We start from the raw sequence: 16357 nt of genomic DNA, 5'->3' as shown, positions 1-16357 counted from the left end.
ATCACTTGTGAAGTCACTTCACAAGCAATACGGTTGTGAACATGGATGAGACGGTCAACGCCGGTGACATCGCGCGTCTGGCAGACGTGGGCCGCGCGGCCGTGTCGAACTGGCGGCGCCGGTTCGACGACTTCCCGGTGCCGGTCGGTGGCACGGCCTCCAGTCCGTTGTACCTGCTGCGCGACGTGGAGGCATGGCTGCGGCGCAACGGCAAGCCGTTCCGCGTCTCCCCTGCCGAGCGCCTCTGGACCCAGCTGCGCACCGTCGACGACCTGAAGCTCGGTTCGGCGCTGCTGGCCGTGGAGGCGGACGCGGTGACGTTCGAGTACCTGCACGAGCGGTACGCGGCCGCCCACTCCCGCCTGCTGAACCCGACGCCGCCGGAGATCGCGCGGCTGATGGTCTCGCTGACCGAGGCCCACGACGGCACGGTGACCGACCCGGCGTGCGGCACCGGTTCGTTGCTGAAGCTGGCCGGTGCGCGCCGCAAGGTGGGCCAGGAGCTCGACCCGGTGCTGGCCGCGATCGCGCGCCGCCGCCTGCCGGACGCCTACGTCGTGGACGGCGACTCGTTGCGCCACAACGGGATCGTCGAGAAGGCGGATGCCGTGCTGTGCGACCCGCCGTGGCACGACCGAGCGTGGGGCCACGAGGAGCTGATCGGTGACCCGCGCTGGACGCACGGCCAGCCGCCGCGCGGCGAACCCGAGCTGGCCTGGGCGCAGCACTGCCTGTCGCTGGCCAGGCCGGGCGCGCCCGTCGCGATCCTGATGCCGTCCGCCGCAGCCTCCCGCCGGGCCGGCAAACGCGTGCGCGGCAACCTCCTGCGCGCCGGCGCCGTGACCGCGGTGATCACCGTCCAGCCGGGCCGCGACCTGTGGCTGCTGCGCCACCCGCACCCGAGCGACCGCGCACCCGAGCACGTGACGCTGCTCGACTCCCCCGACTCGGTCGACCGCCCGGAGTCGCTCGATCCGAACACGCGCGTGCTCGACCTCCTCGACGACGACGTCGACCTGAGCCCCGGCCGCCTGCGCGGCCAGCACGGCCGTGCCTACGTGGAGACCCGCGCGAAGTACTCGATGCCCGAGCCGCCGGAACTGCACGACCGCGTCCTGCCGCCGATGACGACCATCGGCGACCTGCTCCGGGCGGCCCCCGGCCCGCACGTCGTCACGTCCCCGACCGGCGCGACCTACGAGATCGACCCGGCCCGCCTCGACCCGGACTACCTGACCGGCCTGCTCCGCGCCGCGCTCGCCCGCACCCCCACCGGCTCGACGCGCCTGGACGTCCGCCGCACCCAGGTCCCGTCGCTGCCGCTGGACGAACAACGACGCTATGGCCGCGCGTTCGTGCAGCTCAGGGACCTGGAGGACAGCCTGGAGGGCGCTGCGGAGCTGGTCCGTTTGGGATACAACGGGTTGCTCGGCGGCCAGATCGGACCTGCGTAGGGCGCACGGCGATGAGCACGCACCGTGACCTCAATTCACCCGATCGAGATGTCCGGATTCGCGGTCTCGCCCGCCTCGCTGACGAGGAAGCGCGCGGGACAGGCGACCGGGACCCGCACGCGAACCGGAACAGCCCGTCGCCGGCGGCGGTTAGGCTGCGCCGGTGCTGATCGCCGACCGCTACGAGATCGACGACCTGCCGCTGGGCCGGGGAGGCATGGGCGCCGTGCACCGCGGCCGCGACCTGCGCCTGGATCGCCGCGTGGCGGTCAAGCTCCTGCAACTGCCCGGGAGCGACGAGGAGGTCCAGCAGCGCTTCGCACGCGAAGCGCGCATCGTGGCGAAGCTCGAACACCCCGGCGTCCCGGTGCTCTACGACTTCGGCACGTATGACCAGCGCCTGTTCCAGGTGATGCAGTTCGTTGACGGCGTCACCATCGCCGACCTGGTCGACGAGTTCGGCCCCCTGCCCGAACCGTGGGCCGCCAACATCGCCGCCCAGACCGCCGCCGTGCTGGCCGCGGCCCACGACCGCGGCATCTGCCACCGCGACCTCAAGCCCACGAACCTGATGCTGTGCCCCGACGGCGCTGTGAAGGTCCTCGACTTCGGCCTGGCCCTGCTGCGGGAGAGCGACGTGGCCCCGTTCAGCCGCGCCGGCCAGATCCTGGGCACCCCCTCGTACATGGCGCCCGAGCAGATCCAGCGCGGAGTCGCCGAGCCGCGCAGCGACCTGTACGCGCTGGGGTGCGTGCTGCACGAGATGCTGACCGGCGCACAGCTGTTCACCGGCCCGACGGCGTACGCGGTGTTCGAACGGCACGTGCGCGAGGTGCCGCGAGCCGTCGCGGGCGGGCTCAACGGGGTGGTGCAGCGGCTGCTGGCCAAGGAACCGGACGGACGGCCGGGGTCGGCGCGGGAGGTTTTCGAGGCGCTGCAAGGGGTTTCGAGGGATGTGCCGGCGTTGCCGGGGTTCGTGGCGGAGGGGTCGACGGGGACGATGTACGCCAACGTGCAGCGGCGGTACGGGAACCGTGCGGTGGATGGCGGGGGCGCGCCTCGGGTGGCGGGGGTCAGGCAGTAGGCGGGCACGCGGTAGGGGTGGCGGAACCGCGCCACAAGCGGTGCGGACGGTGCGAGCCAGGCCGTGGGCACAGAAGCCAAGTCGTAGGCGGAAGCCGCGCGGTGGGAGCGATCACGCCGTGAGCGGCGGAAGCCATGACGTGCGCGCGGAAGCCGCACTCCGGCGGTGCGAGCCGTGGCCGGATCACGACGGGATGCGGTTCACCTCGTGCTCCCCGGTGGCCCACAGGTGTTGCACCGCATAGGACCGCCAAGGCCGCCACTCCGCAGCCCGCCGGCTCAACGCCGCCGGGGTCACCGGCAACCCGAGTGACGCAGCCGCCAGCTTGATCCCGAGATCGGTCGGCAAGAAGGCGTCCGGGTCTCCCAGGGCGCGCATCGCGATGGACTCCACGGTCCACGGCCCGAAGCCGGGCAAAGCGTGCAGAGCCTCCCGGGCGACGGTGGGGTCCGCGGACATCGACAGGTCCAAACCGGACTCCAGGGCACCGAGCAGTGCGGCCATGGTCGTGCGGCGGGAGGTCGGCACGGCCAGGGCCGCCGGGTCGAACGACAGGGGGAACAGGTGGAGGTCGGCGACCGGGGTGCCGAAGCGCTGGACCAGGCGGGCGGCGTGGGTGCGGGCCGCGGCGGTGGAGACCTGTTGGCCGAGGACGGCTCGGACGGCGAACTCGGCGCCGTCGACGGTGCGGGGGACGCGGCGGCCGGGGGCCTTGTGCACCAACGGTTCGAGGACCGGGTCCGCGGCCAGTGCGGTGTCGATGGCGGACGGGTCGGCGTCGAGGTCCAGCAGGAAGCGGCACAGGGCCACCGCTGCGGGCAGGTCGCGGACGTCGGTCAGGGCGAACACCGCTGCCACGTGGTCGGGGCGGGGGCTGAGTGCGGCGATTCCCGGGCCGTGCGGGAGGCGGAGGGTGCGGCGGTAGGTGTTGTCGCGCCACTCCTCCACGCCGGGGACGGCGGTGGCGATGAGGTGTCCGAAGAGGTTGTCGGGGAACAGCGGGGTGTGGAACGGCAGGCGGAGCGGGATCTGGTGCGGGAGTGCGGTGATGGCGGGCAGGGCGCGGCCGGCGGCGAACGCGGCGGAGAGGGTTCGGGCGTCGGCGCCCAGGGAGTCGACCAGTTGGGTGCGCAGATGGCTTGTGGTGCAACCCAGGTAGGACGCCAGTGCGCGGACGCCGGAGCGTTCGACGAAACCGTCGGCGAGCAGAAGTGTTGCGCGCTCGACGATGGACGCGCGGGCCGAGGGCGCGGAGTGGTGCATGTCCTCAATAGTGCCCGTGTGCGCCGTCGAATGCTGGCGGGAAAGGGACATCACCGCGACGGGGCCAACCGGGTGACCTGCTTCGCGATGCGATCAGGCCTGGATAGGCTGGTTGTCGCGCCGTTGCGACAGGGGTGGACTTCAGCAGGGAAGGGCGGCGTCGCGTGCGATGAGGGCGGCTTGGACGCGGTTGTCGCAGCGGAGTTTCGTCAGCAGTCGGCTGACGTGGGCCTTGATCGCCCCTTCCGACAGGTACATCAGCCGGGCGATGCGGGCGTTGGCCATGCCCTGGGCCAGGTACACCAGCACCTCCTGTTCGCGGCGGGTGAGCAGGCCGATGCGGCTGCGGGCGGCGTCGCGGCGGTCCGAGTCGGCGCCGGTGAAGTGGTCCACGAGGGCGCGGGTGGCGGACGGGGAGAGGACGGCTTCGCCCGCGGCCACGGCGCGGACGGCGGTCACGAGGGTGTCGGGGTCGCCGTTCCTGGGCAGGAAGCCCGCTGCTCCGGCGCGCAGTGCGGGGAACAGCAGCTCCTCGGTGGGCGGGGTGCAGAGCATGATCACCTGGGTGCCGGGGGCGTGCCTGCGGATCATGCGGACGGCGGTCAGGCCCTCCATGCCGGGCAGGGCGGCGTCCAGCAGCAGGACCTGCGGGCGGTGGCGGCGGGCCAGTTCGAGTGCGCCGGTGCCGTCGCTCGCCTCGCCGACCACGGCGATGGTGCCGGAGCGTTCCAGCACGCCGCGGACGCCGGTGCGGATCAGCACCTCGTCGTCGGCGATGCCGACGGTGGTCGTGCGCGGCTTGTTCACCAGTTGCAGCCCGCCGTTCGTCCGCGAAGCACTCGTCGTCACCGTCATGCGTTCTCCCCGTCAGACCGGACCAGCCACCAGTTTGTTGCCGAACGAGGGTCGGGGGAAGGCAGGCATAACGAGCGCGGTGCGCACCGTCTCGCGCAGGCCGGGGCGTAACGGGGTGCATGCACTCGAACAACCACCGCCACCTGCGGGAACACCGCCGCGAGACGGCACCGGGCTGCCGTTACGGCTGGAGGAGAGGCGCTCATGACCAGCACCGGACGGTGTGCCCTGTGCGCCGGCGCGCTGCCTCCCTCGACCTCGGAGCAGCGCAGGTCCTACTGCTCCAACGCCTGCCGCCAACGGGCTTACCGGCGGCGGGTGAGCTCGGCCGTGCGGGCGCCCGCCACCAGGCAGAAGCCGCGGGTGCTGGCGAACCTGCCCGCGGCGAGGGACGCGTTCGTCGGGCGGCAGCAGGAGCTGACGAAGCTCGACCAGCTCCTGCGCCGGCACCGTCTCGTTACGCTCGTGGGCAGTGCGGGTGCGGGCAAGACGCGGCTCGCGCTGGAGGTGGCGGGGCGGTTGCGGCGCGGGCGCACGGACCGGGTGCTGCTGGTCGAGCTGGGCCAGGTGACCGACGGTGGTGCCGTGCTGCCGGCCGTCGCGCACGCCCTGGGGGTCGAGCAGTCGGACGAGCCGTTGCGGGACACGGTGCTGGAAACGCTCGTGAACATGAGGGTGGTCGTCGTCCTCGACAACTGCGAGCACCTGCTCGACACGTGCGCGGAGCTGGCCGACCTGCTGCTGAACCGCTGTCCCGGTGTGCGGGTGCTCGCGACGAGCCGGGAGGCGCTGTGGATCAGCGGTGAGGTGAGCTTCCACGTGGAGGGCCTGCCGGTGCCGTCGACGGACCGCGACCTGGTCACGACGGCGGCGCCGCGGTCGGAGGCGGTGAAGCTGTTCGTCGAACGCGCACGCGAGCGCAAGCCGGACTTCCGCCTCACGCCGGAGAACACGGCGGCGGTCGCGCTGCTGTGCGCGCGGCTGGAGGGCATGCCGCTGGCGATCGAGCTGGCCGCGCGCTGGGTGCAGCTGCTGCCGGTGGCGGACATCTGCGACCGCGTGGACGAGCCGCTGGAGCTGCTGACGCTGGGCTGCCGCAAGTCGCCCGCGCGGCAGCGGTCGTTGCGGGAGGCGATCGACTGGAGCTACCGGTTGCTGCAGCCGGACGAGCAGTTCGTGCTGCGCAGGCTGAGCGTGTTCGACGGCGGGTTCGACCTGGCGGCGGCCACCGAGGTGTGTTCGACGGAACGGTCGGCGGAACCGGTGCTGGACGTGCTGTCCCGGTTGCAGGCCAAGTCGCTGCTGACCGCGGTGCCCGGCACGACGCGGTTCCGGCAGCTGGAGCCGGTTCGCCTGCACGCCAGGGAGAAGCTGGCCGTGGCGGGTGAGCTGGACGTCGCGTTCGAGGCGCTGGCGCGGTGGTTCACCGACCTGTCGGACGTGCTGATCACGGCGCCGCTGTCGATGCCGGCGGAGGTGCAGGACCGGCTCGACAACCACGTCGACAGCCTGCTCGGCACCGTCGAGTGGGCCGCGGACCGCGCTGACGAGCGGTTGTTGCTGCTCACCGCGGCGCTCGCCGACTGCGCTGCCCGGCGGGGGCGGCTCGGCCAGGCCAGGGCGCTGCTGCGGGACGCGCTGCGGCGACCGTCCACAAGGGACGACTACCGGTGTGTGGCGCTCAACCACGCGGCCAGGTTCGCCGCCGAGCAGGGTGACCGCGACGAGGCCGTCGAGCTGTCCGGTGAGGCGTCGCGGCTGGTGCGCGGCATCGGTCACCCGGCGCTGGTGATGAGCTGCCGCAGCACGCTCGCGGCGGTGCAGCAGTCGAGCGGCGACTGGGAGGCGTCGGACGAGAACAACACCGAGTGCCTGCGCGTCGCGGAGCTGCTCGGTGAACCCCTTGCGCGCGCGACGTGCCTGGTCGACCTGGCGCGCACGGCGTTGTCGCTGGGCAAGCACGAACGCGCCGAGAAGGCGGTCATGAAGGCGTTGCCGATCTCGCGCACGTCGGGTGTGCCCGCGCGCATCGCCGGTGCCCTCACCACGCGGGGCGCCGTGGCGTTGGTGCAGGGCGATCTGGACGAGGCGGCGCACGCCTTCCGGGAGGCGTTGCGGATGGACGGCGTGAACCCGCTGAGCGCCCCGGACGCGTTGGAAGGCCTCGCCATAGCGGCGATGCTGCGCGGTCAGGCTGAGCGCGCGCTGCGGCTGGAAGCGACCGGGCGTGCGATGCGCCGGTCGGTCGGCGTTGTGCCGGACCCGTTCTGGGCGGAGAAGGTCGCCGGTGCGATGAGCACCGCGCGGCTGATGCTGCCCGTCCAGCGCGCCGATGAGGCCGCAACCCCTTTGACCCCGACCGAGATCGAGGCGTTCATCCAGGACGAGGTGTGGCTCGACCGCACGGAGGCCGCGCACGGCGAGCTGGACGACCACGAACGGCGTGTCGTCGCGCTGCTGTCGGCCGGACTGACGAACCAGCAGATCGCGAACCGGCTCAACGTGTCCGTCCGCACCGTGGCGGCCCGGTTGCAGCGCCTGCGGGACAAGCTCGGGCTGAGCAGCCGCGAGGACATCGCGGCGTGGGGCGCGGAACGCGCCATCGGCTGACCGGCCACCGGGCTGCGCAAAGGTTTGCGCGCATCGACCGACAGTAGGGCGTGGCGGCGGAAAAGGCTTCTGAACCGCATCAGCACTAGTCCGTTCGAGTGACGGCAGAGGTCTAGACCTTGACCTTCAAGTGGTCTAAACCACATCGTTCAGGCACCCCCTGCGACTGAGGAGACCGATGTCCAAGTTCCGATGGCATCTAGCTGCTCTCTTCGCGGCAGTAGCCGCGATGGTCCTCGGAATCGTCGTCGTGCCCGCCGCGAGCGGTGCCGGTGGCGTTTCCGCCACGTTCTCCAAGGGTTCGGACTGGGGAACGGGCTTCGAGGGCAAGTACACGATCACGAACAACAGCGCGGCGGCCCTGACGTCGTGGACCGTGGAGTTCACGCTCCCGGCCAACCACCGCGTGACCTCGCTGTGGGACGGCTCGTACACGACGAGCGGTCAGAACGTCACGGTCAAGAACACCTGGAACGGCAACATCGGTGCCGGCGGGTCGGTGAGCTTCGGCTTCAACGGCTCGTACACCGGCACGTTCGGTGCGCCGACGAACTGCAAGCTCAACGGCGGCTCGTGCGAGGCGGGCGGGACGAACCCGACCACCACGACCACGACCAGCACCACCACGAGCACGACGACCACCACCACGACCACCACGACGACGACCACCGGTCCGCCGCCGCCTCCCGGGAAGATCAACCTGGGCTACTTCACGGAGTGGGGTGTGTACCCGGCCCGCAACTACCAGGTGAAGAACATCGACACCTCGGGTTCGGCGTCGAAGCTCACGCACATCAACTACTCGTTCGGCAACGTGGTCGGCGGCAAGTGCACCATCGGTGAGGCCTTCCCCGCGATCGAGAAGGCGATGACCGCGGCGGAAGCCGTCGACGGCGTGGCCGACACGTGGGACCAGCCGGTGCGCGGCAACTTCAACCAGCTGATGAAGCTGAAGAAGAAGTACCCGCACCTCAAGGTGCTGTACTCGTTCGGCGGCTGGACCTGGTCCGGCGGCTTCGGTGAGGCGTCGCGGAACCTGCCCGCGTTCGTCGACTCCTGCTACAACCTGCTGAAGGACCCGCGCTGGGCCGGTCTGTTCGACGGCATCGACATCGACTGGGAGTACCCGAACGCGTGTGGCCTGTCGTGCGACACGAGCGGTGCGGCGGCGTTCAAGAACATGTCGCAGGCGCTGCGCACCAAGTTCGGCCAGAACTTCCTGGTGACCGCTGCGATCACGGCTGACGGCTCCGCCGGCGGCAAGATCGACGCGGCCGACTACGGCGGCGCGGCGCAGTACCTGAACTGGTACAACGTCATGACGTACGACTACTTCGGTGCGTGGGCGGCCCAGGGCCCGACGGCTCCGCACTCCCCGCTCACGTCGTACAACGGCATCCCGACCGCCGGGTTCAACTCCGAGGCCGCGATCTCGAAGCTGCGCTCGAAGGGCGTTCCGGCCAGCAAGCTCCTGCTCGGCATCGGCTTCTACGGCCGCGGCTGGACGGGCGTCACGCAGGCCACCCCCGGTGGCACGGCGACCGGCCCGGCTCCCGGCACGTTCGAGGCGGGCATCGAGGACTACAAGGTCCTGAAGACCAAGTGCCCCACCACCGGCACGATCGCCGGCACGGCCTACGCGTTCTGCAACGGCCAGTGGTGGAGCTACGACACCCCGCAGACGATCACCAGCAAGATCCAGTGGGCACGCGGCCAGGGTCTGGGCGGCGCGTTCTTCTGGGAGCTCACGGGTGACACCGCGAACGGAGAGTTGATCACCGCGATGAAGAACGCCCTCGGGTAGTCCTTCGACAACGCCGGGAGGGGAGCTGGTCAGCCCAGCTCCCCTTTCGTTTGCCCGGAAACAGCCGGGTCAGCAGAACGCTTCGGTGAGCAGCTTCAGGTAGGCGTCGGTGGGGTTGCCGCTGGTGGGTGCGCTGGTCGCCGACAGCTCCAGGCGCTTCCGGGTGTCCGGCGTGGTCAGCAGCTCCGAGGAGTAGCCGGGGATGCCGCCGCCGTGGCCCCACACCTTCGTGCCGCACGGCAGGGTCTGCACCTGCAGGCCCAGGCCGTAGTCGGGACTGACCGCGGTCGTCCTGCTGATCTCCTGCTGCTGCGCGGGCTTGAGCAGCTTGCCGCTCGCCAGCGCGACGACGAACGTGTCGAGGTCCTTCGTCGTGGAGATCATCTCACCGGCGGCCCACGCGACCGACGGGTTGAGGCGGGTGACGTCGGTCGGCTTGCCCTTCACGGTCGAGTAGCCGTGCGCGTGCGGGCCCCTGATGTCCAGGTCGTCGCCGGGCACCTCGGTGTCGGCCAGCCGCAGCGGCTTGAGGATGCGCTGTTCGACGGCCTTCTCGTACGGGCGGCCGGTGATCTTCTCGACCAGCAGGCCGGCAACGACGTAGTTGGTGTTGGAGTAGCTCCACTGCGCGCCGGGCTCGAAGTCGAGCGGCCGGTCCGTGGAGATCTTGAGCATCTCCTGCGGTGACCAGTGCTTGTAGCGGATCTGCTCGAAGCCGTCCGGGTCGAGCGCCAGCGCGCTGGTGTAGTCGTAGAGCCCGCTGGTGTGCTGCAACACCTGCCGCACGGTGATGCGGGTGTCGATCGAACCGGGCAGGTAGCGCACGACCGGCGCGTCCAGGTCGAGCTTGCCCTCGCCGGCGAGCTGCAGCAGCACCGTCGACACGAACGTCTTGGTGATGCTGCCGATGCGGAACCGGCCGTTCTCCGGCACCGGGCGGTTGCGGTCGAGCTCGGCCTTGCCGGACCGTGCGGTGAGGCGGTGGCGCCCGTCGGTCACCCTGACCTGGACGCCGAGCGCTCCCCCGCTCGCCGTGATCTGGTCGAGCGCCCCCTGCACGACCCCGCGGTCGATCGCGCCGCCGGTGGCGTCGGCCGTGGTGTCGGCCGCGAGCGCGGTGCCGGTGGTGGCGGCGAGCAGTCCGGCCGTCGTGATGCCGGCCACGAGTCGAACTCTCAGTCGAATCCCCATGTCCACCACCTTGTCGAGGCGCGGGGACCGCCGCATCCACCTCAAGGCGGACGGCCTCCCTAGGGGTGACCCTGACCCGGAGGGCGCCCTGGTGTGGAATCGCTTGCACGGCAACGAGATCGGCCGTCACCGACCGGGCGGAGATCGGCGGTTCCAGGTGGCGTGATCTGCCCTTGGGGGCGAACGACGGCTGATCGGGCCGGATCAATAGGGCTTGTGCGCCGCTTTCATGGCCGAGACGAGCATTGCGCGCACTTTCGGCCAATGCACGTCCTGCTGACAGGAGAAAGGCGGCAGGAACCCGCCGCAGGTGCCCGACGAGGCACCGATCTCCCAGACGAAACTCGGCACGCCCAGGTCGTCGTACACCCAGTCGTCGGTGGCACCGGAGGCGTTGTAGAGCAGCTCGCCCGGCTGGCCCGCGCGGAACCCGGACAGCGCGGCCATCTCGTTCGCGATCCTGCGCAGCGCCTCGTCGTTGCCGGACTTCTGCGTGCTCCAGCCCCACGGGAAGAGCACGTAGTTGCCGTAGCTGTGCATGGAGATCACGGCACCGGTCGTGTCCGGTGTGGCCGCCGCGGTGTCACCGGGCGCGCGGGTGTCGCGGTAGAGGCTGTGCCACAACGCTTGCAGCGCCTGGGTCTCCACCTCGGAGTCGGCGCGCGGGCCGCGGTAGACCTCGCTGCACCTGTTCGCGGAGCTGCCGACCTCACCCCAGTGCGAGCCGGCGTTGCGGTTGAGGTCGACGCCGCGCGGACCGCTGGAGCAGGTGCCCTGCGCGTTCTTGCGGTGCGGCACGGGGGTGTCGCCGCCGGACTCGACGATGTCCACGCCGTCGGGGTTCGCGATCGGCACGACCCAGACCTCCAGGTCGTCGAGCAGCGCGGTCAGGTCGGAGCCGACCAGGTCGTCGACGAACCGCCACGCCAGGTCACCGGTGGTGATCTCGCGGGCGTGCAGCTGCCCCATCACGAACAGCCGCGGCTTCGGCGCGGCCGGCGTCAGCGCGCAGTCGCCGGGCGCCATCCTGGTGATGCAGACGGCTTTCAGGTCGTGGCCGCCGTCGCCCTGGGTCTTGCGCCAGGAGTCGCCGTAGTCGACGACGGTCGCGAGGTCCGGGTGCTGTGCGGCGACCTCGTCGAGGTGGGCGAGGTGCGCGGTGACCGTGCGGTAGCCGCCGTAGTAGGTCGTGGCGTCGGGCGACCGCGGCACCTGTTGAGACGCGGGCAGCGCCGACTCGACAGTGGACTGGAAACCGTCGGCGCGGAGGTCGTCGGCGGTGTGCGCGTTCCCGATGACGAAGAGGTCCGCGCCGTCGCGGTGTTCCGCGACGTCATAGCCGAGGCCGAGCAGCCGTTCGGCCGATTCCCCCAGCGGGGCCGGGACCCGCAGCACGTACGTCGCCTGTGGACCGTCCGCCGGCGCCGGTGCCGGGCTGAGCAGCAGGGTCAGGCCGGCGAGCAGGGCGAGGGCGGTCCGCATGACCACCGATGATCGGCCGTCCGGGTGAGCCGCGCCAGTCCGTTCGACCGGACGGATGACTACCGTCCGGTCAGTGGGACCCGCAAACTGCCGCTTGGCGAGCTGTGACGAAAATCAATAAGATCGGTCCCAGCATCGCAGCGGTTATTGTGCTCCACGCCGAAACCGACTCGACGACAGCGAGGTCCGCACACAGCCCACGGGAACCCAACGGGAGCGTCAGCCATGGATCATCTCCACCTCGACACCAACGTCGCTGAGATCTCCTACCTCGGCTTGCCGGACCACCTGTACTTCCCCTGGCGCGGCTCCCTCACCGACGACGACGAGGGGCTGGAGCCCACGATCGTCCGCAGCCTGGACTGAGCTCGCCGGGATCGGGCGGGTCAGCCGGTGCGCAGGCGGTGGGCCAGCGCGGTGTGGCGGCGGCCGGCCCCCACGGTGCGCACGGCCTGGCCGATGGCGCGTTTCGAGCCCACGAGGACGACGAGCTTCTTCGCGCGCGTGACGGCGGTGTAGAGCAGGTTGCGCTGCAACATCATCCACGCGCTGGTCGTGATCGGGATGACCACGCACGGGTACTCGCTGCCCTGCGACCGGTGGATGGTCATGGCGTAGGCGTGGCTGAGCTCGTCCAGCTCGGAGAACTCGTAGTCGACGTCCTCGTCCTCGTCGGTGCGGATGGTGAGCTTCTGCTCGACCGGGTCCAGCGCGGTGACGACGCCCAGGGTGCCGTTGAAGACGCCGTTGCGGCCCTTGTCGTAGTTGTTGCGGACCTGGGTGACCTTGTCCCCCACCTTGAACACCCGGCCGCCGAAGCGCTTCTCCGGCAGGTTCTCCCGCGACGGCGTCAGCGCCTCCTGCAGCACCGCGTTCAGCGAGCCGGCACCGGCAGGACCGCGGTGCATGGGAGCGAGCACCTGGATGTCCTTGCGCGGGTCGAGCCGGAACCTGCGCGGGATGCGGTTCGCCACGACGTCGACCGTGAGGGTCGCGGCGTCCTCGGCCTCGTCGGCGGCGAAGAGGAAGAAGTCCGGCAGGCCCTGCACCACCGGGTACTCGCCGCTGTTGATGCGGTGGGCGTTCGTGACGACGCCCGACTCCTGCGCCTGCCGGAAGATGTGCGTGAGCCGGACGTTCGGGACCGGACTGCCGTGGGCCAGCACGTCCCTGAGCACCTCGCCCGCCCCGACGGACGGCAGCTGGTCGACGTCGCCCACCAGCAGCAGGTGCGCGCCCGGCGGCACGGCCTTCACGAGCTTGTTGGCGAGCAGCAGGTCCAGCATCGACGCCTCGTCCACCACGACCAGGTCGGCGTCGAGCGGGTGGTCGCGGTCGTAGGCGGCGTCACCGCCGGGCTTGAGCTCCAGCAACCGGTGCACGGTGCGGGCCTCGTGGCCGGTCAGCTCGGTGAGGCGCTTCGCGGCGCGGCCGGTCGGGGCGGCCAGGACGACCTTCGCGCGCTTGGCCAGCGCCAGCCGGACGATCGAGCGCACGGTGAAGCTCTTGCCGCAGCCCGGTCCGCCGGTGAGCACCGCGACCTTGCGGGTGAGGGCGAGCTGCACGGCCTCCCGCTGGTGCTGCTCCAGCTCGGTGCCGAGCCAGGCGAGCGCCCTGTCCCAGTTCACGCCCTGGAAGCTCGGCATGCGGTCGGTGTCGCTGTGCAGCAGGCGCCTGAGCTGGGCCGCCAGTGAGATCTCCGCGCGGTGGAACGGCACCAGGTAGATCGCGATCTCGTCGTCGGGCAGCTCCTCGCGGACCACGCCCTCCTCCTCGACGAGCTCGGCGAGGCAGTCGATGACGAGCCCGGTGTCGACCTGGAGGATCTTGATGGCCTCCGCGATGAGCGCCTGCTCCGGCAGGTAGCAGTTGCCGTCGGTGGTGGCCTCGGAGAGCGTGAACTGCAGGCCGGCCTTGACCCGCTGCGGGCTGTCGTGGGGGATGCCGACGGCCTTGGCGATCACGTCGGCGGTCTTGAAGCCGATGCCCCACACGTCGCTCGCCAGCCGGTACGGCTCCTCGCGCACGACGTCGACGGCCTTGTCGGTGTACTGCTTGTAGATGCGGACGGCCAGCGACGTGGAGACGCCGACCCCTTGGAGGAAGACCATGACCTCCTTGATGGCCTTCTGCTCCTCCCAGGCGTCCGCGATGGCCTTCGTGCGCTTGGGGCCGAGCTTCGGCACCTCGATGAGGCGCTCGGGCGTGTGCTCGATGACGTCGAGCGCGTCGACGCCGAAGTGCGTGACGATCTTGTCGGCGAGGACCGGGCCGATGCCCTTGATCAGCCCGGAGCCCAGGTAGCGGCGGATGCCCTGGATCGTGGCGGGCAGGACGGTCGTGTAGTCGTCGACGTGGAACTGCTTGCCGTACTGCGGGTGCGAACCCCAGCGGCCGCGCATCCTGATCGACTCGCCGGGCTGGGCGCCGAGCAGCGCGCCGACGACCGTGACCAGGTCACCGCGGCCGGTGTCGACCTTCGCGACGGTGTAGCCGTTGTCCTCGTTGGCGTAGGTGATCCTCTCCAGGACCGCTTCGAGGACGTTCATGACGTGAACCTACAGCGCTCTGCACACGATCTTCACAACTTGTCCCGGCGTCCTCCACGAGCGGGTCTTAGAGTCGCCGTCATGACAGGTCAGCGCCGGGTGCTCGTGGTCGAGGACGACATCACGATCGCCGAGTCCGTGGCCGCGCGGCTGCGGGCGGAGGGCTTCGAGGTGTCCGTGGCCCACGACGGTCCGTCGGGGGTGGCCGCCGCGGCGTCGTTCGTCCCGGACCTGGTGGTCCTGGACGTGATGCTGCCGGGGTTCGACGGGCTGGAGGTGTGCCGCCGCATCCAGGCGGCGCGCACGGTGCCGGTGCTGATGCTGACTGCTCGCGGGGACGAGACGGACCTGCTGGTCGGGCTCGCCGTGGGGGCGGACGACTACCTGACCAAGCCGTTCTCGATGCGCGAGCTGGCCGCTCGGGTGCACGTGCTGCTGCGGCGGGTCTCGCGGGCGGCGGTGTCGCGCACGCTGGAGCTGGGGGACCTGTCGATCGACCTCGCGGCACGGCGCGTGCACCGGGGCGGCACCGAGGCGCACCTGACGCCGACCGAGTACGACCTGCTGGTGTTCCTGGCCGAACGGCCGTCCGCGGTGCAGGGCCGCGACCGGTTGCTGTCCGAGGCGTGCGGGTGGCACGACGGCGCGTCGTCGCGGACGGTGGACAGCCACGTGAAGGCGTTGCGGCGCAAGCTCGGGGCCGACCTCATCCGCACCGTGCACGGCATCGGGTACGCGCTGGAGGTGCCCCGGTGAGGAGGGTCCTGGCTCTGCTGGACCTGCTGCCGCGTCCGCTGGACTCGGTGCGGTCCATCAAGCTGAAGCTCGGGATCGTGATCGTGGTGTCCGGGTGCGTGTCGTTCGCCTACTTCCGGTACGCGACCGGGTGGCTGCCGCCGCGCACCACGCTGATGGCGCTGGTGCTGGGGCTCATCACCTCGCAGCTGCTGGCGCACGGCATGACCTCGCCGTTGCGGGAGATGACCTCGGCGGCCCGGTCGATGGCCTCCGGCGACTACTCGCTGCGGGTGCGCGCGACCTCGGTCGACGAGGTCGGGCAGCTCGCGGAGGCGTTCTCGGTGATGGCCTCGGACCTGGCCGCCGCCGACCAGCAGCGGCGCGAGCTCATCGCCAACGTGTCGCACGAGCTGCGGACGCCGATCTCGGCGTTGCAGGCCGTGCTGGAGAACGTCGTCGACGGCGTCGCCCAGCCCGACGCGGCGACGATGCGGACCGCGCTGGCCCAGACCGAACGGCTGGGCCGGCTGGTCACGGAGCTGCTGGACCTGTCGAAGATCGACGCCGGGGTGCTGTCGCTGAACCGGGAGCCGCTGTCGGTGGCGGCGCTGGTGGCGGACGTGGTGGCGGAGGCGTCGGTCGCCGCCCCCACGGCGTCCTTCGAGGTGTCGGTCGCCGACGGGCTGACGGTCTTGGCCGACGGGGAGCGGCTGCACCAGGTGCTGGTGAACCTGGTGGACAACGCGGCCCGGCACGGTCCCACCGGGGGGTTGGTGACCGTGTCCGGGCACGCGTCCGGCGGGTCGGTGGTGCTGGAGGTGCGCGACGAGGGGCCGGGGATCGCCCTGGCCGACCGGTCGCGGATCTTCGAGCGGTTCACCCGCGGGGAACGCGCGGGCGGTGGTGGGACCGGGCTCGGTCTCGCCATCGCCCGGTGGGTGGTGGACCTGCACGGCGGCACCATCGCCGTGGTCGACCCCGGGTCGTGCATCCGGGTGACGTTGCCCAGCTGAACCACTTTTTCTGGCTTTCGTGCGCACCGCTGGCCGGTGCGCCGGTGGAGTGCGCCCTTTTTCTGGGCTTGGAGAGGGATATGACTGACTCGACGCGTTCGCCCGGTTCTTCTGAGCCGTTGGAGCCTTCGGAGAAGCCGGGGGGTGCCGGGCCGCGGTACCGGCACCTGCGCAAGGCGGCCTACCGGCCGCGGGTTCGCGCGGCGGAGGAACGGGCTGCGGAAGCTGCTGCGGCGGAACCGACTCCGGAACCTGCTGCGGCGGAACCGGCTGCGGAAACCGCAGCGGAGGAACGGGCTGCGGAGGAACCGGTT

Annotated in this window: 12 protein-coding genes; 7 read left to right on the top strand and 5 right to left on the bottom strand. The window is 71.0% G+C overall.

Going from position 1 to position 16357, the window contains the following annotated elements:
• Positions 1-41 precede the first annotated feature (41 nt).
• Together ACZ7CD_RS23950 and ACZ7CD_RS23945 are read left to right on the top strand one after the other, a co-directional pair.
• Positions 42-1454, top strand: coding sequence for an HsdM family class I SAM-dependent methyltransferase (locus ACZ7CD_RS23950; RefSeq protein WP_360395360.1), 1413 nt, complete (start codon positions 42-44; stop codon positions 1452-1454).
• A gap of 163 nt (positions 1455-1617) precedes the next feature.
• Positions 1618-2538 carry a serine/threonine-protein kinase gene (locus ACZ7CD_RS23945; protein ID WP_360395358.1) on the top strand — a complete coding sequence of 307 codons (921 nt, stop codon included), beginning with the start codon at positions 1618-1620 and terminating at the stop codon, positions 2536-2538.
• A 183-nt stretch (positions 2539-2721) separates the two neighbouring features.
• On the opposite strand, the gene ACZ7CD_RS23940 is transcribed toward ACZ7CD_RS23945, so the two are convergent.
• Complete coding sequence (locus tag ACZ7CD_RS23940) at positions 2722-3801, bottom strand: DNA-3-methyladenine glycosylase family protein (protein WP_470379697.1); 1080 nt, start codon at positions 3799-3801, stop codon at positions 2722-2724.
• A gap of 141 nt (positions 3802-3942) precedes the next feature.
• Positions 3943-4656 carry a response regulator transcription factor gene (locus ACZ7CD_RS23935; protein ID WP_360395354.1) on the bottom strand — a complete coding sequence of 238 codons (714 nt, stop codon included), beginning with the start codon at positions 4654-4656 and terminating at the stop codon, positions 3943-3945.
• Positions 4657-4860: 204 nt separating this feature from the next.
• On the opposite strand from ACZ7CD_RS23935, the gene ACZ7CD_RS23930 reads away from it, so the two are divergent.
• Both ACZ7CD_RS23930 and ACZ7CD_RS23925 read left to right on the top strand, forming a co-directional pair.
• Positions 4861-7266: an ATP-binding protein gene (locus ACZ7CD_RS23930; protein WP_470379696.1), complete on the top strand. Its 2406-nt coding sequence runs from the start codon at positions 4861-4863 to the stop codon at positions 7264-7266.
• A gap of 178 nt (positions 7267-7444) precedes the next feature.
• Positions 7445-9070, top strand: coding sequence for a glycosyl hydrolase family 18 protein (locus tag ACZ7CD_RS23925; protein ID WP_360395350.1), 1626 nt, complete (start codon positions 7445-7447; stop codon positions 9068-9070).
• Positions 9071-9139: 69 nt separating this feature from the next.
• On the opposite strand, the gene ACZ7CD_RS23920 is transcribed toward ACZ7CD_RS23925, so the two are convergent.
• Positions 9140-10261: a serine hydrolase domain-containing protein gene (locus ACZ7CD_RS23920; protein ID WP_470379695.1), complete on the bottom strand. Its 1122-nt coding sequence runs from the start codon at positions 10259-10261 to the stop codon at positions 9140-9142.
• A 204-nt stretch (positions 10262-10465) separates the two neighbouring features.
• Positions 10466-11743, bottom strand: coding sequence for a M14 family zinc carboxypeptidase (locus tag ACZ7CD_RS23915; protein ID WP_470379694.1), 1278 nt, complete (start codon positions 11741-11743; stop codon positions 10466-10468).
• Positions 11744-11968: 225 nt separating this feature from the next.
• On the opposite strand from ACZ7CD_RS23915, the gene ACZ7CD_RS23910 reads away from it, so the two are divergent.
• Positions 11969-12109: a hypothetical protein gene (locus ACZ7CD_RS23910; protein WP_360395344.1), complete on the top strand. Its 141-nt coding sequence runs from the start codon at positions 11969-11971 to the stop codon at positions 12107-12109.
• A gap of 20 nt (positions 12110-12129) precedes the next feature.
• On the opposite strand, the gene recD2 is transcribed toward ACZ7CD_RS23910, so the two are convergent.
• Complete coding sequence (gene recD2 / locus ACZ7CD_RS23905) at positions 12130-14292, bottom strand: SF1B family DNA helicase RecD2 (protein WP_360395342.1); 2163 nt, start codon at positions 14290-14292, stop codon at positions 12130-12132.
• A gap of 81 nt (positions 14293-14373) precedes the next feature.
• On the opposite strand from recD2, the gene ACZ7CD_RS23900 reads away from it, so the two are divergent.
• Complete coding sequence (locus ACZ7CD_RS23900) at positions 14374-15048, top strand: response regulator transcription factor (RefSeq protein ID WP_360395340.1); 675 nt, start codon at positions 14374-14376, stop codon at positions 15046-15048.
• The gene (locus ACZ7CD_RS23895; protein WP_470375125.1) at positions 15045-16043 is read left to right on the top strand and encodes a HAMP domain-containing sensor histidine kinase; all 999 of its coding nucleotides are present in this window, start codon (positions 15045-15047) and stop codon (positions 16041-16043) included. The genes ACZ7CD_RS23900 and ACZ7CD_RS23895 overlap by 4 nt, the downstream gene beginning before the upstream one ends.
• Positions 16044-16357 lie beyond the last annotated feature (314 nt).

This window comes from Lentzea sp. NPDC036949 (genome assembly GCF_055608075.1).
Note: the sequence above shows the minus strand (reverse complement) of the source record. Positions and strands in the feature narration are given on the sequence as shown.